Annotated in this window: 12 protein-coding genes and 1 pseudogene; 7 read left to right on the top strand and 6 right to left on the bottom strand. The window is 75.2% G+C overall.

The window, feature by feature from the left end:
* Positions 1-290 precede the first annotated feature (290 nt).
* Positions 291-3506, bottom strand: coding sequence for a cytochrome P450 (locus ACZ7KF_RS05890; RefSeq protein WP_471069713.1), 3216 nt, complete (start codon positions 3504-3506; stop codon positions 291-293).
* 361 nt (positions 3507-3867) lie between these two features.
* Between ACZ7KF_RS05890 and ACZ7KF_RS05885 the strand changes: the two genes are divergently transcribed.
* Together ACZ7KF_RS05885 and ACZ7KF_RS05880 are read left to right on the top strand one after the other, a co-directional pair.
* Complete coding sequence (locus tag ACZ7KF_RS05885; RefSeq protein ID WP_471069712.1) at positions 3868-7626, top strand: helix-turn-helix domain-containing protein; 3759 nt, start codon at positions 3868-3870, stop codon at positions 7624-7626.
* A 91-nt stretch (positions 7627-7717) separates the two neighbouring features.
* The gene (locus tag ACZ7KF_RS05880) at positions 7718-8359 is read left to right on the top strand and encodes a PAS domain-containing protein (protein ID WP_471069711.1); all 642 of its coding nucleotides are present in this window, start codon (positions 7718-7720) and stop codon (positions 8357-8359) included.
* 98 nt (positions 8360-8457) lie between these two features.
* Here ACZ7KF_RS05880 and ACZ7KF_RS05875 read toward each other — a convergent pair.
* Positions 8458-9354: pseudogene (locus ACZ7KF_RS05875) on the bottom strand (DUF3626 domain-containing protein); the annotation flags it as partial.
* A gap of 86 nt (positions 9355-9440) precedes the next feature.
* Between ACZ7KF_RS05875 and ACZ7KF_RS05870 the strand changes: the two are divergent.
* The 4 genes from ACZ7KF_RS05870 (at position 9441) to ACZ7KF_RS05855 (ending at position 14014) form a co-directional block, all read left to right on the top strand.
* Complete coding sequence (locus tag ACZ7KF_RS05870) at positions 9441-9935, top strand: FBP domain-containing protein (protein ID WP_471069710.1); 495 nt, start codon at positions 9441-9443, stop codon at positions 9933-9935.
* Between the two features lie 315 nt (positions 9936-10250).
* Positions 10251-11504, top strand: a complete 1254-nt coding sequence (locus ACZ7KF_RS05865; RefSeq protein ID WP_471069709.1) for an FUSC family protein — start codon at positions 10251-10253, stop codon at positions 11502-11504.
* Positions 11505-11550: 46 nt separating this feature from the next.
* The gene (locus ACZ7KF_RS05860; protein WP_471069708.1) at positions 11551-12651 is read left to right on the top strand and encodes a hypothetical protein; all 1101 of its coding nucleotides are present in this window, start codon (positions 11551-11553) and stop codon (positions 12649-12651) included.
* A 124-nt stretch (positions 12652-12775) separates the two neighbouring features.
* On the top strand, positions 12776-14014 hold the full coding sequence (locus ACZ7KF_RS05855; RefSeq protein ID WP_471069707.1) for a lactonase family protein: 1239 nt from the start codon (positions 12776-12778) through the stop codon (positions 14012-14014).
* On the opposite strand, the gene ACZ7KF_RS05850 is transcribed toward ACZ7KF_RS05855, so the two are convergent.
* Both ACZ7KF_RS05850 and ACZ7KF_RS05845 read right to left on the bottom strand, forming a co-directional pair.
* Positions 13982-14707: a DUF2470 domain-containing protein gene (locus ACZ7KF_RS05850; protein ID WP_471069706.1), complete on the bottom strand. Its 726-nt coding sequence runs from the start codon at positions 14705-14707 to the stop codon at positions 13982-13984. The genes ACZ7KF_RS05855 and ACZ7KF_RS05850 overlap by 33 nt on opposite strands.
* 81 nt (positions 14708-14788) lie before the next feature.
* Positions 14789-15397 (bottom strand): TetR/AcrR family transcriptional regulator, encoded by a 609-nt coding sequence (locus ACZ7KF_RS05845; protein ID WP_471069705.1) that lies wholly within the window; start codon positions 15395-15397, stop codon positions 14789-14791.
* Between the two features lie 121 nt (positions 15398-15518).
* On the opposite strand from ACZ7KF_RS05845, the gene ACZ7KF_RS05840 reads away from it, so the two are divergent.
* A complete protein-coding gene (locus ACZ7KF_RS05840; RefSeq protein ID WP_471069704.1) occupies positions 15519-17060 on the top strand; it encodes a cytochrome P450 in 1542 nt (513 codons plus the stop codon).
* Positions 17061-17257: 197 nt separating this feature from the next.
* Here ACZ7KF_RS05840 and ACZ7KF_RS05835 read toward each other — a convergent pair whose 3' ends face one another.
* Together ACZ7KF_RS05835 and ACZ7KF_RS05830 are read right to left on the bottom strand one after the other, a co-directional pair.
* Positions 17258-18541 carry a glycosyltransferase gene (locus ACZ7KF_RS05835; RefSeq protein ID WP_471069703.1) on the bottom strand — a complete coding sequence of 428 codons (1284 nt, stop codon included), beginning with the start codon at positions 18539-18541 and terminating at the stop codon, positions 17258-17260.
* A complete protein-coding gene (locus ACZ7KF_RS05830) occupies positions 18538-19338 on the bottom strand; it encodes a MerR family transcriptional regulator (protein ID WP_471070015.1) in 801 nt (266 codons plus the stop codon). The genes ACZ7KF_RS05835 and ACZ7KF_RS05830 overlap by 4 nt, the downstream gene beginning before the upstream one ends.
* Positions 19339-19466 lie beyond the last annotated feature (128 nt).

Here is a 19466-nt window from a genome sequence, read left to right as displayed (position 1 = left end):
GCACCGTCCCGACCGGCACGGCCGGAGGGGGACGGGGCCGGTGGCGGGCCCGCCGGAGGCGCTCCGACCGGCCCCGGGCACTCCGACCGGCCCCGGGCACTCCGGCCGGCCGAGGGTGATCCGGCCCTCACCGTCCCGGTGCCCGGCCGGGATCCGGCCCGCGCCGTCCCGGTGGCCGCCCTGGGCCCGGCCCTCGCCCTCCCGGTGGCCGCCCTGGGCCCGGCCCTCGCCCTCCCGGTGCCCGGCGAGGAAGTCTCGGTCCCTCCCCACCGTGCCCCCTCCCCCGCGGCTCACCCCGCCGCGTACACGTCCTCCACGTAGCGCCCGTCCGTCACCAGCGCGTCGAGCCACCGCTGGGCCGCCGCCTCGTCGGTGCCGGGGGTGCGTTCCCGGTACAGGGTACGGAAGGCCGCGCGGACGCCGGGGGCCATGCGGGCGCCGTCGCCGCAGACGTACACCCGCGCCCCGGCGCCCAGCAGCCGCCACACCTCGTCGGCCTCGGCGGCGATGCGGTGCTGGACGAAGAGCGCGCCGTTCTCGGGCGCGGCGCTGAACGCCGGGCGCAGCGAGACCGCGCCGGCCTGCTCGGCGGCCCGCAGCTCGTCGGCGTGCAGATAGTCGGCGTCCGGGGCGTCGCAGCCGAAGTACAGCAGTGCCGGCGGGAGTTCGGCGCCCGCGCGGCGCGCGGCCAGGCGGTCGGCGACGGCGCCGCGGAACGGGGCGAGGCCGGTGCCCGCGGCGACCATGACGACGGGTGCCGAGCCGTCGATCCGGAACGCCTCGCGGCAGGGCTGCACCCGCGCGTACACGGTGTCGCCGGGGCGCAGGGCGGCGAGGTGGCCGGAGCCGGTGCCCCGGTGGCGGCCCTTCCCGGAACGCGCGGGGGCGTCCAGCACGGACACCATCAGGTCCGCGTGGCGGGCGTCGGCCGCCGGGGCGGAGGAGATCGAGTAGTGGCGGAGGCGCAGCGGGGTCAGCAGATCGAGCAGGAGCGGCCAGCCGAGGGCACCGCGCAGCGCGGGGTGGTCCTCGGCCAGTTCCACCAGGGTGCGCGGGTCGTCGGCGGTCAGGGCCGCGAGGGCGGCGCGCTCGGGCGGGCAGGGGTTGGCCTCGGCGAGGAGGGCCCGTTGCCGGGCCGTCGGCCGCTCCTGCAGCTCAACGTGGTGGGTAAGGAGTTCGCGAGCCGTCAGCGGGCGGTCCACGGCGAGGGCTCCCCCGCGCTCGGCTCCGCTCGCGCCGGGGGGCCCTCCTCGGCGCGGGCGGGTGGCGCGGATGTCCAGGACCGCGTCGGCATCGAGGCCGAACGCGGCGGCGGCGCGGTCGACGAGGTCCGGGGCGTTGGCCGGCAGCACGGTCAGGTGGTCGGCGGTGCGGTAGGTGACGCCCTCGGGCAGGGCGACGCGCAGGAACCGCTTGGTGCGCGGGTGGTGCGCGGCGGTGAGGTCGTACGCCTCGGTGACCGTCATCGGGACCAGCCCGTGCCGTTCGGCGCGGGCGTCCAGCGGGCCGCCGGTCAGCGTGCGCACCTCGTAGGCGTGGGCGGGCTCGGCCGCGATGTCGTTCCCGGCGTCCGGGTCGCCGTACTGCGTCAGCAGCGCGGTACGCAGCCGGGCCGTGAACTCCCGTACGGCGCCGGTGAGGTCGCCGGAGGCGTCGGCGGCGACGCGTGCGGTGAGCCGGGTGGCGCCGAGTTCGGCGAGCCGGGCGTCGAGGCGGGTGGGGACCTGCTGGTAGGTGGCGGCCCAGTTGCGGTCGCCGACGCCGAGGACCGCGTAGGTCACGCCGGTCAGGTCGGGGGTGCCGTCGAGCCAGGCGGTGAAGGCGACGGCGTCGTCGGTGGGGCGGCCGTTGTAGGAGGCGGCGGTGATGACGACGGGCCGGTCGGTGGGCAGGCCGTCCGCGTGGGCGTCCAGGGCGGCGACCTCGGTGGCGCAGCCGACGGCCGCGGCCTCGTCGGCGAGCTGGGCGGCGAAGTCCCGGCAGGTGCCGTAGTTGCTGCCGTGCAGGAAGAGGGCGCGGGTGCCGGGGCGGGCCCGGGCCGGCAGGGTGTCCGGGGCCGGGCTGCCCGCGACCGGCACGGCGGCCGTGCCGGGCAGCGGGGCGTGCGCGCGGTCGGCGGGGGTGCGCGGGGTGAGCGTGAGGGTGAAGCCCTCGGGCTTGAGAGTGAGGGTCTCCTTCACGGTGAGCCGGTAGTCGGCGTGGTCGTGCAGCCGGTAGCGGTGGACCAGCAGGGCGAGCAGCATGGTCGCCTCGTGCAGCGCGAACTGCCGTCCGATACAGGCGCGTTCACCGGTACCGAAGGGCTTGAAGGCGTGCACCGGGCGGGCCGCCTCGGCCTCGGCGGTGAACCGCTCGGGGTCGAACAGCTCCGGGTTGTCGCCCCAGACGGCCTGGCGGTGCAGCATCGGCGCGAGCACGGTGACGGCCTGGCCGGCGCGCAGCGGGATCCGGCCGCCGAGCAGGGTGTCCTCGCGGGCGTGCCGGCTGAACGCGGCGGCCGTCGGCCACAGCCGCAGCGCCTCGTTGAGGACCTGGCGGGTGTAGGTGAGCCGGCCGATGTCGTCGTACGTCGGATCCGGGTCGGGCGTGTCGCCCCACAGCGCGTCGGCCTCGCGCTGCACGAGCCGGAGCACGGCGGGGTGCTTGGCGAGGTAGTGGAGGGCGAAGGACATCGCGCCGGAGGTGGTCTCGTGACCGGCGATCAGGAAGGTGATCACCTGGTTGCGGATGTTGGCCGCGTCCAGGGGGGTGCCGTCGACGGGGTGCGAGGCGCTGAGCATCAGTCCCAGCAGGTCCTCGGCGCCGCTCTGGTCGGTCCCGGCGCGGGATGCGATGACGTCGTCCACGATCCCGGCGAGGTAGTCGGCGTCCCGCCGGAAGGCGGCGTCGGCGGCCGTGTGGTCCGTGCCCGGGGTGCGGGCCGGCCGGGTCATGCTCCACTCCAGGCAGCGGACCATCGCCTCCACGAAGGGGTGCGGCTCGGGGCGTCCGAAGGAGCCGAAGTCGTAGGCGAAGCCGGCCAGTCCGATGGTGTCGAGGGTCATACGGGTCATGTCGTCGGGCACGTCGACGGGGTGTCCGGACCGGGCCGCCCGGTCCCAGGAGTCGATGAGCCGCCGGGCCACTTTCAGCATCACGGGGTGGTACGTGCGCATCGAGCCGAGCGCGAAGGCGGGCATCAGGATGTCGTGCGCCTTGGCCCAGTTGGGCTCGTCGTTGTACGCCGTGAACAGGCCGTCGGCGGCGAACTCCCGGACGTTCTCCAGGGCGGGCCCGACGTGCTTGGCGAACCGCTCCTCGTCGGCGAGGTCGGCCACCAGGCCGGCGTCGGCGACGAACAGCGCGTCCCGGCCGTGCAGTCGGCGCACCAGCACCGGGCCGTGGGTTCGCATCAGCTCCATGACCTGCTGGATGGGGGTGCGGCCGGGGCCGGTGGCGGTGATGTCGACGACCGGGACGCCGGGCAGGGTGCCGGCCGGTTCGGGGTGCAGTGCGGTGGGGGGCATGACGCGACAGCTGCCTTTCGCCGGAAAGCGGACTACTGCGATCCAGGGTGGTCGACGGGTCCGGCGCGCCGACGCCGCGGCACTACACGATCGTGCAGTGGAAAGTGGGCCGCGGCACTTGCGCGAGCCGCCCGGCAGGACCACGGCGCACCGGCGAGCCGGGGTCCTCCGACGCCCCACGGGGGGCCGCCGGTGCCGTGGCACGCCGAACCCCCGCGGCGACCCCCGGTGGCGGGGAGCCACGACCTGCCGGCCTCTCGCACCGGCCGCCGGTGCCGGGGCGGGCGGAACTCCCCGCGCCCGGTGCGGGTCACGCCGTACGCTGCGGAGGTTCCGCCGAACCGACCGAAGGAGTGGGGAGTTGGCCGTACCACCGGCGGGTGCCGTCGCGGACTTCTGCGCGGAACTCCGGCGCCTCGTACGCGCCTGCGGGGTGTCGCAGTCGGCGATCGCCGCGAGGACGGGACTGCGCGGTCCCTCGGTGTCGGAGCTGTTGAACGGCAGGCGGCGCAGGGCCCCGCGGTGGGACGTCGTCCGGCGGATCGTGACACTGTGCGCCGAGGCGCACGGCCCCGGGTCGGCGCCATCCGCCGGCCCGCCCGTGGACCCGGCCTGGTGGCGGGCCCGGCACGCCGAGCTGGAGCGGACCCTGGAGGCGGCCCGGGCGCCGCTCGACCGGCACACCGAACCGGGACGGGCCGCCGACGCGGGGCGGGCCGTGGAACCCGGGCGGACCGTCGCGGCGTCGCGGACAGCCCGGGACGGTCCCGGGGCGCCCGGCACCGGCTTCGGCCTGCGCGCCTGTGTGGACATGGACGTGACGACCGCCGTGCTGCTCCTGACCGAGGAACGCCCCTCGACCGGGCGGGAATTCCTCCGGCTGCTGGCCGATGTGTACGACGGGCCGAGCGTGCTCCGCCTGCTGAAGGACGTGCTGCGCGGATTCCCGCGCCGGGTGCGAGCGGCGCACGGGATCACGCGCGCCGCACTCCTTCAGGCAGCGCGCGTCGTGCTGGTGGCCTGTGCGGTGACGCGGCACGTCCCCGGTCTTCCCGCCGAGGGGTCCTATCTGGTCGAGACGCTGGCCGACGGTCTCTACCCGGCCTACGCCCACCCCCCGGCGGACGAAGACGGCGACGGCGACGGCGGCCGGGCCCGCCCCCTGCCCCCTTCCCCGCACACCGCCAAGGAACAGCTGATCGCGGACACGTTCCGTCGGCTGGCGGCGCCCCTGGCCGAGCGCTGCCCCGAGTTCGCGCTGACGGCCGGGCTGCCCTGCGCCGCGGTGAGCGCCCTGGCGGACACGGGTGCCGCGACCGGACTGGCCGGGCTGGGGGCGTTGTCGGCCGAGCTCTCGGGCGGGACCGTTCCGGTCGCCGCGGGGCAGGCCCGGCTCCGCAGACCGATCGCCGCGCTCGACGCTCCCGGCCCCCGGTTGCCGACGCTCGGGGACGGGTACGTCCATCCGCGCTTCCGGCTCGCGCCCACCCGGGCGGAAGGCGACGAGCAGGTCGCCTCGGACAAGTGGTGGGAACACCAGCCCGCGCACCGAGGCATCGAGCGGTTCCTGGCCGCCCATCTCCTCGGCCTTCCCGCGCTCTTCGCCCCGCTCGTCGTCCTCGGTCACCCCGGTGCCGGCAAGTCGCTGCTCACCGAGCTGCTGACCGCCCGGCTCCCGGCCGCCGAGTTCCGTCCGCTGCGGGTGCAGTTGCGGCACACCCCGGCGGTGGACGTGCAACGCCAGCTCGAGCACACGCTGAGGCAGACCACCGGCCGGCCGCAGAGCTGGCCGGACTGGTACGAGGCGGAGCCCGGGACGATCCCGGTCGTCCTGCTGGACGGCCTGGACGAGCTGCTCCAGGCCGGTGCGCAGAACCTGGGCACCCAGTGGCAGTGGAACTACCTGACGAAGGTGGCGGCGTTCCAGCAGCGTGAGGCGGACCAGCACCGCCCGTTGATCGTCATCGTCACCAGCCGCACGGTGGTGGCGGACCGGGTGGCGATCCCGGACCACGGCATCGTGCTCCGGCTGGAGCCGTTCGGAGCGGCCGAGACCGATCGCTGGCTGTCCGTCTGGAACACGGCGAACCAGGGGTATTTCGCGCAGCGGGGCCTGCATCCGCTGACCCGGCAGGCGGTCCTGCGGCACTGGGTGCTGACCGCCCAGCCGCTGCTGCTGCTCATGCTCGCCCTGTACGACGCGGTCGACAACGCGCTGCACCGGCTCGACGACGCGGACTTCAGCCGGACGGAACTGTACGAGCGGCTGCTCACGGAGTTCGTCCGCCGCCAGGTCGACAAGGACGGCGCGCTGCCACCGGCGGAGCAGGCCGCGGCCGTCGACCGGGAGCTGCGCCGGCTGTCCGTGGTCGCGCTCGGCATGTTCCAGCGCGGCGCCCAGGCCCTCAGCGCCGCGGAGGCGGACCGGGATCTGGCGGCGCTGGAGCGGGTGACCGCCGAGGCGGACCGGGATCTGGCGGCGCTGGAGCGCGTGACCGCCGAGGCGGACCGGGATCTGGCGGCGCTGGAGCCGGTGACCGCCGAGGCGGACCGGGGCAGCGGCTCCGGGCTGCTGTTCGGGCGGTTCTTCTTCGTGCACGAGTCCCGGGCCGTGGTCGCCGAACAACACCTGCGCAGTTACGAGTTCATGCATGCCAGCTTCGGCGAGCACCTCGCGGCACGGCTGGTCGCACAGGCGGTGCGGCGGCTGCCGGCGACCGGCCCCGTGGACGACGGCGAGCTGTACGCGCTGCTGTCCTTCGCTCCGCTCACCGACCGGGTGCAGATCCTGGACGATCTGGGGGACCTGCTGGCCCGTCGGACACCGGCCGGACTGGTCGATGTCCTGGCCGGGCTGTTCCGTACCGCCGAGTGGGAACCGGAGGGCCGTACGCTCGTCGGACACGCCCCCGCCCGGCTGACCAGGACGTACCGGAACGCGGTCTACCAGGTCAACCTGCTGCTGATCGCGGTGGCGGCGGCGGGCGATGTGGCCGCCTCCCGCTTCCTCGGAGACGACGACCTGGTCGACGACTGGCGGCGGCACACGCTGAAGTGGCGGTCGCAGCTGTCGGGGCCGTCCTGGGAGCTGTTCTCGGGCACCCTGGCGCCGGAACGCCGCCGGCACGCCGGCGGACGGCCCGATCTCAGCCTGCGTATCGGCACCACGCCGGCCCACGGCCGGCAGCTCGGGTGGACGCTGGGCCTGCCGGCCGGCGGGCAGGCCACGCACTGGACGCACGACGAGTCCGCCCCGGATCCGCTGGCGGACGTCCACCACCGGATCACCTTCACGGGGGACCCGCAGGCCGAGATCCTGCTGCACGCGGCAGATCCCCTGCTGCGGTCCATGCCCGGCACGCTCACCACGTACCGGATCGAGTCCGACGGCCGGCCGCGATCGGCCGCCCACGCCCTCCTCGCCCTCCTCGCGAGAGCCTCGGACGCCCCTGCGCCGGACGAGACGTACGCCCTCTGTCTGGACATGCTGAAGTGGCTGGACCCCGTCGACGCGGGGCGGTACGCGGAGGCGGTGTGCCGTCGGCTGGCGCAGGACGTCCCCCGGCTGCCGGACTCCTCGCTGGCGGAGCATCTGCGTCGGCTCCGGGTCCACCTGGAGGGGATGCCCATCGGTTCGGGGCTGCAGGAGTACCTGTCCGAGTGTCTCTTCCTCGCGGCCGGTCGAGCGGACCCGGCGCTCACGGCGGCGGCCGCGGAAGTCCGTCGGCTGCTCCTGCGCGAACAGGCGAACCTCGCGTCGGGGCTGCGGCTCGACCCCCTGCTGTCCCTCGTCCACGCCGCCCGTTCCAGCACGACCTGGCAGTCCACGAGGATGCCCCACGGCGCCGAGGCCGCCGCACGTCTGGACACGGTCCTCGACGGACTCGATCTGCCGGGGGTCGCGGCCCGGCGCCCCTCGGCGCTGATCGCACTCCTCCGTGCCGCCGTCGACCTCGGTCTGGACGACTGGCTGGCCGCCCGGGCGCCGGAGGTGCTCGGCGCCCTCCCCCGGGAGGGCTTCGGCCTGCTCCGCCCGTCCGATCTGCCGCCCCTGCGCGCGGCCCTGGCACCCGGCGCCTTCGAGACCGAGTTCGCCGGCGTGGAGCAGGCGTGGCGCTGACGTCCGCCCCGTCGAGTTGCCGCTGACCTGCCTCTTCCTCTTTGATGGCGAACGGCGTCGAGGGCGGGCGGCCGGCGGACCGGGAGGTGTGATGGAGACGGGACGGGCCGACTCGGTGCTGTGGCGCAACCGTGCGCTGATGCTGTTCGACCGGGTGTCGGTTCCGGTGGCGGTGTGCGACGTGTACGGCCGGGTGGTGCTGGCGAACCCGGCGATGGCCACGGAGTGCGGTACGACCCCGGGCCGGCTGCGCGGCCGGCAGGTGCTGGAGCTGTTCCGGCCGCAGGAGGCCACTCAGGTGGAGCGGATCGCCGAGGCGCTGCGGCTGCGGCACCGCTCCCGCTACCAGGTGTCGGTGTGCTGGCGGCGGACGCCCGGCGGGACCGAGCGGTACGGGGAACTGACGGCGGATCCGGTGAGCGACACCGTGCAGGAGACACCGGCGCTGCTGGTGATGCTGCGGGTGCGGGGCGAGCGCCCCGCGGCGCGGCCGGAGCCGGCGCGGGCCAGCACGGTGGAGGGGCAGGTGCTGGCCCTGCTGGCCGGAGGCGCCACCACCGCCCGCGCCGCCCGCGAACTGGGCCTCAGCAGGGACGGCGTCGCCTATCATCTGCGCCGCCTGTCGGCGCGGTGGGGCGCGGCCAACCGCACCGAACTGGTCGCCCGCGCCTATGCCCTGGGCGTGCTGACACCGGGTGTCTGGCCACCGGAGGCGAGTTCCGCCGGCCCGTGACGGCCGCCGTCGCCGCCCACGGCACCGGCGGCGGGCACGGTAGCGGCGGCGGCGCCGGTGCGGACCGCGGCGAGGGTGCCGGTGCCGGCCGCCGCCCCGGTGGCGGTGCCGGGGGCGGTGCGGCTCCCGGTCGCCGCGTGTGCCGTTCCCGCGCCCTCCGGTGCCCCGAAGCGGGCCAGTGTGTGCCACACCTTCTTCAGGTCCTGGAGTTCGTACCGGCCGCTGCGAGCCGCGTCACCGATGACGCGCGGTGTGATGAGGCCGCGCTCGGCGATGCGGGCGCCGAGCTCGGCGTACTCCGGGCCGCGGTAGTGGGCGTGCCGGCGCAGTGCGGTGACGGTGAGCCGGTAGCCGGGGTGCCAGGCGAGCGGGAAGGGCAGGCGCCGGGCCGCCGTCTCCACCGGCGTGCCCCGGTAGCACGGGTCCAGCACGAGCGCCTCCACGTCCCGGTCGAGCCGCACACCGCCGTGCACGTGGGTCTCGATGTAGTCGTCGAGGGCGTCCCGCGCGTCGGCCTCGGCCAGTGCGACGAGGGACATGGCGCCGGCCACGCCGAAATCGGTGGGCTCGGCCGCGCTGTCCGGGTAGCAGAAGGTGGACCTGGTCAGGACCTCCCCCGAGAGCCGGAGGTGCGAGGAGCCGAAGCGGGGGGCGGCACCGACCACCTGGCGGCGGAAGTCCAGCGCGCCGTACACGGGACGCTCGGCGGGGTGGGCGTCGTCGTACGCGCCGCCGAAGATCCGGCTCTCCCAGCGCGTGCGGTCGCCGCCGGGGTGCGCGGTGAGGCCGCCGTTGCTGGTGCCGGTGACGAACTGGGAGTGGTAGACGCCGTCCCGGGCCAGCGATTCCAGGATCGGCCGTCCCGCGGAGACGCGGTCGGGGTGGAAGTTGAGGGTGACGCACAGGCCGGGATCGAGCGGCGGGCCGGACACACCGGCCGTCACATGGTCCAGCGCGCGCCGGGCGCGCGACGACAGCCCATACCGGAATTCCATTGGCCCACTCTCCCCTGACTAAATAGAGTAGCCCCGCACCTAGGGACCCTAGGAAACGCGGCACCGAATCCGGAAGGACTCCCCCCATGAGATCGCTCACCGAGCAGGACATCCGCAACTCGTTTATCAACTGCTCCAAGGGCGAGGCCAGGCGACTGGCAGTGCCGCGCGACCTCGGCGAACGCCCCTGGGACGACCTGGACTTCCTGGGCTGGCGCGATCCCGGGGCCCCCGACCGCAGCTATCTGGTGACCGAACGGGACGGCCGGCTCGCGGGCATCTCCCTGCGCTTCCCCGCCGCGCAGCGCGGCTTCCTGCACCGCAGCATGTGCTCGGTGTGCCTGACCACGCACCCCGGCGGCGGTGTGTCGCTGATGACCGCGCGGAAGGCGGGAGCGGCGGGCCGCGAGGGCAACTCGGTCGGCCTGTACATGTGCACGGATCTGGCGTGTTCGCTGTACGTGCGCGGCCGGAGGGTTCCGGAGTCCGGCGCCCGGTTCGAGGAGAGCCTGACCCTGGAGGAGCAGATCGCCCGCACGCGGGGCCATCTGGCGGCCTTCGTCGAGAAGCTGTACGCCTGACCGCCGCCCGGTCGGGGCTCGGCGGGCGTCGCCGCCTCGGCCGGCTCGCCCCCGTCGGGCAGCGCGGCCACCCGCTCGGTGGTCACGGCGGCCAACTCCGCTCAGGGCCGCGGCGCTTCGCCGCCGCCGAGCGGTGCGGAAATCCCGCGAAGGTGGCCGGATACCGAGCGCGCAACCGGACCGCCACGCCCGGGTGACGCCCGTGGCCGGAGGGGCGGAACTCCGGCCACCTGGCCATACACGATTTCTTTCGAACAGAAACAGCCCGCAAACGGCCACGTTCGATGCACCCGAGGAACGGGAACAGGCCAAGGGATGCTCGAAGTACGAAAGAGGACCGAGGGACTGCTGCGGCTGGTGCGGCGGCGCCGGGAGCCGGTGGTCGTCCAGACACTGCGCTCGGCCGCTGCCGCGACGGTCGCCTACGTGATCGCGCTCCGGCTGAGCCCCGAGCCCGCCCCTCTCACCGCCCCGCTGACCGCGCTGCTGGTCGTCCAGGTGACCTTCTACGCCACGCTCACCAACGGCATCCGCCGGGTGAACTCGGTGGTCGCCGGTGTCCTGGTCGCCATCGCCTTCAGCGTGCTGGTGGGCCTGACCTGGTGGAGTCTCGCCCTGCTGATCGTCGCCGCGCTGGCCGTGGGGCACCTGGTGCGCGTCGACGAGTACGTGGCCGAGGTGGCGATCAGCGCCATGCTGGTGCTCGGGGTCACCACGGTCGGGTTCACCGCGTGGGCGCGGATCGTGGAGACGCTGATCGGCGCGGTCGTCGGCACCGCCTGCAATCTGCTGCTGCCACCACCGGTCTGGGTGGAGGAGGCCGGCCGGTCCATCGAGGACCTCGCGCGGCGGGTGCGCCAGCTGATGCTGCGGATGGGCGAGGAGGCCGCGGGCCGGATCCCCTGGCAGCAGGCGGCCGAGCGGCTGCACGAGGCGCGCCGGCTCGATCACGACATCGTGCAGGTGGACGCGGCGCTGCGGCAGGCCGAGGACAGTCTGCGGCTCAATCCACGGGTGAAGGAGGGGCTGCTGCACCGGGTGGTGCTGCGCACCGGCCTGGACACGCTGGAGATCTGCACGGTGGTGCTGCGGGTGCTGGCCCGTTCGTTCACGGACCTGGCGAAGGCCCGCGGGTCCGAGGAGCTGTTCCCGCCCCGGGTGGCGGCGACCGTGGAGCAGCTGCTCGCGGAGATCGCCGACGCGATCGTCAGCTTCGCGGTGCTGGTGACCACCCATCTGAGCGAGAACGCCGAATCGGCGGAGGCGCGGCTGACGGCAGAGCTGCACACGGCGGCCGGCACCCGGGACCGGCTGGCCGAGCTGCTCCGGGAGGAGATCAGCGAGGACTGGGCGAACTGGCAGCTGCTCGGCGCCGTACTGACCGAGACGACCAGGATCATCGACGAGCTGAACACCGAGCACCGCACCCGCCGCCTGCTGGAGGAGCTGGACCGGGTCTCCCGCGAGCACCGGGCCAAGCTGCCCCGGATGGCCTGGCTGCGCGACCGCGTCGGCGTCCAGGAGGAGCTGTGGCGGAACCGCGCGGGGGTCGGCTGGCGTTCTCGGTGAGGAGGACGCCGGGCCCGGCCGGCGCGGGAGGCGAGGGGGCGAGCGGATGACGGGTTCCGGAGTCCGGATCGACGGGAACACACTGCGGCTGCCGGGCGGGGTGGCGGTGCGGTTCGTGCGCACGCTGCGGCTGCCGGAGAACGGCACGCATCCGCTGCCGCCGGGGCTGGGCGAGTTCCCCGTCCGGCGGGTGGCCGACCACGCCGACCGGGTGCCGGAGGAATGGCGGGCGCGCGGCGGCGTGATGCTGCCGGTGTATCTGCGCGAGGCGATGTGGCTGAGTTTCGCCGGTACGGCGGAGCCGGCCGCGCTCCAGGTCGGCGTGGGCAAGGTGTGCGCGGTGTCCGGCAAGCCGTGGCGCGACCGGCTGTCCCGCCGTCCGCAGAACTACGTGGTGCTGCCGCGCCAGCCCTGGCTGGACGGCATCAACTCCGGCAAGGGCACGGTCCGCCAGTTCGTGGCCGTGCCGCTGGGGCTGGGTGCGACCGTGGAGGGGCAGGTCACCGGCGAGGAGGTGTGGGGCGGGATCCAGCTCCAGTCGTTCCCGCTGCAGGAGGACGTCCTCGCCGAGTGGCGGCGCCGGGAGCGGGAGCGCGCGCGGCAGGCGGGCCCGGCCCCCGTGTTCGGTGGGTACGGCGCCGCGCCCATGGCCGCGGCGGCACCCGGCGGCCCCGCGCCCGGCGGGGCTCCCGGCGCGCCGCCGCCCCCGCCCGCCGCGCCCTTCGGCGGTCCCCCGCCCCCGGGAGCCGCACCCCGGCGGCGCGCCGCGGCCATGGGGCTGGGCGTCGGCGGCTCGATGCGGCAGGAGGTGTACCGGGACGACCGGCCGCTGCGGGACTGGGCGGGGGAACCGGCCGGGCGGGTGTTCGTGCACCTGGTCACGCCCCCGGAGTGGCGCCGGATCACCGGCGAGGAGCCCCCGCCGTCGCCCGTGGACCGGGCGGCGTACACCCGGGCGGGCCTGCCCTGGTACGACTACTACGACGAGGACGCCGAGGACCTCGCCCCGACGCCGACGCTGGAGGGCGTCACGCCGGTCGGCGAGTGGCTCGGGGACGACCTGGACCCGTGGCAGGCGCCGTCCCCCGGCCAGGTGACACCGCTGAAGGACGCACCGGGCGAACCGGTCGAGGACGGGCAGTGGTAGGGCCGCCGACACCCGCCGACGCGGTTGCACGATGTGCAACAGCCGTTGCCGGGCTTGCCCTTGGCGGTGGGCGCGGGCCAAGGTGGCTGTCACGAGCGGGGCGACCGACGACCTGAGGTGCGGCATGGACACGGAGGCACGGACGGCGGGCGAGGGATCGCCCTCCTCCCGAGGGAACCGGGCACACGGCGGCGGCTGGACCAGGCGCCGGTTCGTCGGTGCCGTGGCCGGCACGGCGGCCGTGGTGGCGGTGCCGTCCCCGGCGGCCCCGCCCGAGGCCGCCCCGGCCCCCCGGAGCGGACCGAGGGCCGCCGCGCCGACGGAGAAGCCGGCCGGGCCGCGCCCGCTGTACGTGGGCACCTACACCTCCGCCGACGGCGGCGGCACCGGCATCGGCCTGGCGTCGTACGACCGGGAGACGGGCGCGATCACGGGGGTGGGTACGCTCGCCGGCGTCCCGGACCCGTCGTATCTCGCGGTGCACCCGGACGGCCGCACGCTGTACGCGGTGGACGAGCGGGAGGACGGCGGGGTGACGGCCGTACGCCTCGCGGACCGACGGGTCCTCGGCACCCGGAGCACGGGCGGCGCGGCCCCCTGCCATCTGTCGGTGGATCCCACCGGGCGCTGGCTGCTCAGCGCCAACTACGGCTCGGGCAGTGTCGCCGTGCACCCGATCGACGCCTCGGGCGCCCTGGGCGAACGCACCGGTCTGGTCACGCACTCCTCTCCGGCGCCCGGACCGGGCCAGCAGGGCCCGCACGCCCACCAGGTCCTGACGAGTCCGGACGGCGGGCACGTCCTCGCCGTGGACCTCGGCACCGACACCGTCTACTCCTACCGCCTCGACCGGGCGAAGGGGACGCTCACGGAGGTGGCACAGGCGCACACCCGGCCCGGCGCGGGGCCGCGCCATCTGACCTTCCATCCGGGCGGCCGGTACGCCTATCTGGCCAACGAGGTGGACGACACCGTGACGGTGTGCGGCTACGACCCCCGGTCCGGCCGGCTGAACGTCGGCGAGCCGCAGCCCACCGGGTCGGGCGGCGGCACGAACTACCCGGCGCAGATCCTGGTGACGGCGAACGGCCGGTGGGCGTTCCTCGCCAACCGGGGCCACAACAGCCTCGCGCGGTACGCCGTCGAAGCCGACGGGGCCCGGCTGCGCCTGCTCGGCACCGTGCCGGTGGGCGGGGACTTCCCGCGGCAGATCGCGTGCTCGCCCGACGGCCGGCTGCTGTTCGCGGCGAACCAGCGCTCCGGCACGGTCACCGTCTTCCGGGTCGACGCGGACAGCGGCGAACTCCGGCGGGCCGGTGAGCCGTTCGCGTCACCCGTCGCCGTCTGCGCGCTGCCGCTGTAGCGCGCGGGGGCAGGCGGCGGCGACGGCCTGGGCCAGCAGGGCGTGCATGCGTTCGGTGAGCTGGGCGACGTCGTCGGCGGGCGCGTGGAAGGGCAGCCGTACGTCACCGTGGGCGCGGGTGCGCTCGATGCGCAGGGTCAGTCCATGGCGGTCGACGGCGAGCGGCGCCACCCGGGTCGCGGCGTGCAGGCTCTCCGGCCGCACCAGGCGGGTGAGCCGCTCGACGGCGTCCGGGTGGGCGTCGGCGAGGTGGGTGAGCAGCCGGGCCTCGGCGCCGGCGAGGGGGTCGGGGCGCGCGGCGGTGAACTCGTCCAGGTCGACCACCACGGGCCCGGAGGACCGACGGAGCACCACGCGGGTGGGCCGGAAGAGCAGGGCGCCCTCGGACGGGGCGAACCAGCCGGAGAGCCAGAGCCGGGCCCGGACGCGGTGGCGCACCGGCACGGGGGCGACGTCGGCGAACTCCAGCAGGGCGGAGGGCTCTTGGCGCGGGGCGCACAGGACCGCGCCGAACAGTCCGCTGTCGTCGGGCACCGCCAGCCGTACCGCGCCGTCGCCGGTCACCGTGTGCGCGCCCACGTACTCCTCGCGCACACCGTCCGCCGTCACCGCGCACGACCATGCGGCGGCGAGCACCGAGCGTGCCCGTTCCGCCGCGCCGGGGGCGGCCGTCCAGTCCTGCGTGTCACCCATCCCGAGCCCTCCTTAGGTAAGCCTTGCCTAACCTATCGAAGATCGGGGCGCACGCCAACCACGCGCCACCGGCGGGCGGGATCACGCGAGGGCGCCCAGCAGGGCGCGGGCACACAGGTCGCGCACCTGCTCCCGGCTCAGCTCGCCCTCGCCGCGCAGCCATTCGAGACAGACGGCGGTGGTGAAGGCGAGCCAGCCGCGCACCGCGAGCCGCACCTGCGCGGCGGTCTCCACGACGGGCCCGAACTCCGGGTCGGCGGCGAGCGCGGCCAGGATCTGCCGCTCCTGCGCGGCCAGGGCCTGCCGGTAGACCCGGCGCACGGCCTGGTCCCCGGCCGCGTCGGCGCGGTGGAAGGCACGGAAGCCATGGGCGTGGGCCTGGACGTAGCCGAGGTAGACGTCGAGACCTGCGGTGAGCTGCTCGCGCACCGGCACCCCGGGCACGGCCTCCGTCATGCGCAGCATGCGCGCGCTCTCCCGCTCCACGACGGCGGCGAAGAAGTCCCGCTTGGTCGGGAAGTAGTGGTACAGCAGCCCGCGTGAGACCCCGGCGATCTCGGCGACCTGCTCGATCCACACGTCGTCGTACGGGCTCTCCGAGAACAGCCGCGCGCCGACCGACAGCAACTGCTCACGACGTTCCCCGGTACTCAGTCGGCGCCGGGCGGGTCCCCCCTGGTTCGCGGGCATGGCGTCACCTTACTTGACGTCGATTCAACAGGGGGACCACACTGGAACGCGTTATTGAACTCACGTACAACACGAGCGCGTCACTGCGGCAACCATCCGCTGGATCAAGGGAGATCGCGCCATGGCGGAGACGACGGAGACCACCGGGACCGGGCTGCCGAAGGGGTTCCGCAGCGCCGAGCAGGGCTGGCCCGAGCTGCACCGCATCCCGCATCCGCCGCGCCGGCTGCCCCTGCTCGGCGATGTGCTCGGCGCCGACCGGCACACCCCGCTCCAGGACTCGATGCGCTTCGCCCGCGACCTGGGCCCGATCTTCCGGCGCCGGGCCTTCGGCAAGGAGTTCGTGTTCGTGTGGGGCGCGGAGCTGGTCGCCGACCTCGCGGACGAGAACCGGTTCGCCAAGCACGTCGGGCTGGGGGTGGCCAATCTGCGGCCGGTGGCCGGCGACGGCCTGTTCACCGCCTACAACCACGAGCCCAACTGGCAGCTGGCGCACGACGTCCTGGCACCCGGGTTCAGCCGGGAGGCCATGGAGGGCTACCACGGGATGATGCTGGCGGTCGCCGGCCGGCTGACCGACCACTGGGACCGGCGGCTGGCGGCCGGGCACACCGTGGACGTGCCCGGCGACATGACCCGGCTGACCCTGGAGACGATCGCGCGGACCGGCTTCGGGCACGACTTCGGCTCCTTCGAGCGGGAGCGACCGCACCCCTTCGTCACGGCGATGGTCGGCACGCTGACCTACGCGCAGCGACTCAACAGCGTGCCCGGACCGCTGGCCCCGCTGCTGCTGCGCACCGCCGCCCGCAGGAACGCGGCCGACATGGCCCACCTCGACCGCACGGTCGACGGCCTGGTCGCCGACCGGCGCCGCTCCGGCGGCGGCGAGGGGGACCTGCTGGACCGCATGCTGGCGACCGCGCATCCGGTGACCGGGGAGAAGCTGTCCGCCGAGAACGTCCGCAAGCAGGTGATCACGTTTCTGGTGGCGGGCCACGAGACCACCTCGGGCGCGCTCTCCTTCGCCCTCCACTACCTCGCCCGGCACCCCGAGATCGCCGCCCGCGCCCGCGCCGAGGTGGACCGCGTCTGGGGCGACACCGCGCAGCCCGGCTACGACCAGGTCGCCAAGCTGCGCTACGTCCGCCGGGTGCTGGACGAGTCGCTCCGGCTGTGGCCGACCGCGCCGGCCTTCGCCCGCGAGGCCCGGCAGGACACCGTGCTCGCCGATGAGCACCCGATGCGCCGGGGCGCGTGGGCGCTGGTGCTGACGCCGATGCTGCACCGGGAGCCGGAGGTGTGGGGCGAGGACGCCGAACAATTCGACCCGGACCGCTTCACCGCGGCCGCCGTGCGGGCCCGGCCGCCGCACACCTTCAAGCCGTTCGGCACGGGGGCGCGGGCCTGCATCGGCCGCCAGTTCGCCCTGCACGAGGCGACCCTGGTCCTCGGCCTGCTGCTGCGCCGGTACGAGCTGCACGCCGACCCCGCCTACCGGCTCGCCGTCGTCGAGCGTCTGACGCTGATGCCGGAGGGACTGCGGTTGCGGCTGGAGCGACGGCGTCCGGCGGCCCCGGGGGCGCTGCGCGGAGCGGGACCCGCGCCGGAGGACGCCGCGGAGCCCGCCGGCCGCTGCCCGGTGCACCGTGCCGGTGCCTGACGCGCTCCTGCGACCGCCCGTGTCCGTCCGGCCCGCCGGGGAGGCCCGCGGACCGGTCCTGTGCGCCGTTCACCACGCGACCGCCCCCCACATGGCGGTCGTCCACATGGCTGTCGTCCACACCGCTGCCGGCCCCGCGGCCGCCGGCCACGACGCGGCCGCCGATCGGCGCGACGCGTGCCGCCGGGCGACCCCGGTCACGCGGGTGCGCCCCGGTGCCCCGCCGCCCGTTCGATCGTCCTGAGCACGAGGGTGGCGCCGTCCTCACCGCTCATCTGCCGCGCGGCACGCGCGGCGGCGGCGCTGTACGCCTGCCGGCTCGTGACGAGATCGAGTGCGGCGGCGAGCCGTTCCACGGTGAGGGCGGCCAGCGGGAGCGGTTCGGGAGCGGCTCCGAGGGAGGCGAGCCGGGCGGCCCAGAACGGCTGGTCGGCCGTGACCGGCACCGCGACCGCGGGCACGCCCGCGCGCAGGGCGGCGGCCGTGGTGCCCGCCCCGGCGTGGTGGACGACGGCGGCCAGCCGCGGGAACAGCAGGGCGTGCGGCACCTCGCCGACGGTGAGGACGTCGTCGCCGTCGGCGGCGAGCCCGGCGGCCCCGGACTGCAGGATGCCGCGCAGCCCGGCGCGCCGCAGCGCCCGTACGGCGATCTCGCTCAGGCGCTCGCCCTCCCCGGACGCCATGCTGCCGAAGCCGACGAGTACGGGCCGGGGCCCGGCCCGCAGGAAGTCCTCCAGTTCCGCGGACAGCCGTTCCTCCGGGCCGACGTGCGGCCAGAAGGTGCCGACGACCTCCAGGCCGGTCCGCCAGTCGGCGGGCCGGGGGACGAGGGCTGTGCTGAAACCGTGCAGCACCGGCCAGTTCTCCCGCTCCCGGCACCGGCGCATCGCGGCGGCGGACAGCGGGGGCAGCCCGAGCCGGCGGCGCAGATCGCCGACCGCCGGCTCGTAGACGCGGTCGGCCATGCGCAGGGCGAAGCGGCCGGCCGCACGGTTGCCGGCACGCCCCAGCGACCGGGTGCCCATGACGACCGGCGGGAAGTCGCCGGTCGGCGCGGTCGGCTGGAGGTACACGCCGAGGCCGGGGATGCCGGTGGCCTCCGTGAGGTGCCAGCCGAGCTGGGCCGTCGTGGCCGACAGCAGGAGCAGATCCGTGCCGTCGGCGACCGCCTCGGCGAAGCCTCGCCCCAGTTCCGTGACGAACGCGGCGGCCGTGCGCATGAGCTCCCGCCGGCCACCGGCACCCCCGCTCCCCTGCCGGCCACCGGTTTCCTCACGCTCCCGTCGGCCACCGGCTCCCCCGTGCGCCCGCGGGTCGCCGGGCAGCCGCCGGAAGCCCAGGCCGGCGCCGTGGGCGAGGGAGGCGAAGCCCTCGGTGGCGGCCAGCGTCACCTCGTGCCCGGCGTCGGCCAGTTCGGCGCCCAGGCCGGTGTAGGGCGCGACGTCGCCGCGTGATCCGGCTGTGGCGATCAGGATTCTCATGGGTGCTCCTCGGGATCGGTGCGGGAGCCGTCACGACGGGAGGCGTTGGCGTGGATCGCCTTGCTCACATAGGCGGCGAGGCCGGGGCTCTGCTGTGACGGCGGGACGAGGAGGGCGAAGGCGCGTGGGTCGGCGGCAAGGTCGTCCGCGATGCGCCGGTGGGTGTCCGGCGGGCAGGAGGTGAACCAGCGGCTCAGATGACGGCGGTGCTCCTCGGCGAGGTCCATCGCCCGCTCGCCGTCGGCGGGTTCGTCCGCGTCGAAGGCGTCGAGCAGCTCGGCCCGCCAGGCGGCGGCCTCACTCATCAGCTGCCGCCAGTCCTCCTTGGTGTGGGCCTCGGCCCGTGCCATCGCCTCGCGGTACACGGCCGAGTCCTGCCATTTCAGCTGTGCCTCGATGGCGTAGCTGAGATCGAAGGAGATCTCGCCGAAGACCTCGAAACGCTCCTCCGGGGTGAGCGTGACGCCGGTCCGCTGCACCTCGATGGCGTGCTCCGCCACCTCCGCGAGACGTTCCAGCCGGGCGAGCTCCTCACGCAACCGCCGCTGCCGCTCCCGGAGATGATGCAGCGCGTTCGCCTGCGGGTCCCACAGGATGACAGCGATCTCGTCGAGCGGAAAGCCCAGTTCGCGGTAGAAGAGGATCTGCTGCAGCCGGGCCAGGTCGGCATCGCCGTAGAGGCGGTAGCCGGCGGGGCTGCGCTCGCCGGGCGAGAGCAGCCCCGCCTTGTCGTAGTGGTGCAGCGTCCGCACGGTCACCCCCGCGAACCTCGCCACCTGCCCCACCGAGAAGCCCATTCGCCCGCCCTTTCGTCCGGCCACAGCCTCAAGCCTGACGCAAGGGGAGGGTCAACCCGGAAGCGTGTGCCCGGTCACCGGCCGTACGGCCGGGCGGGGTGGGTCTGCCGGGGAGCGGGCTCGGGGCA

This window comes from Streptomyces sp. NPDC038200 (genome assembly GCF_055600785.1).
Note: the sequence above shows the minus strand (reverse complement) of the source record. Positions and strands in the feature narration are given on the sequence as shown.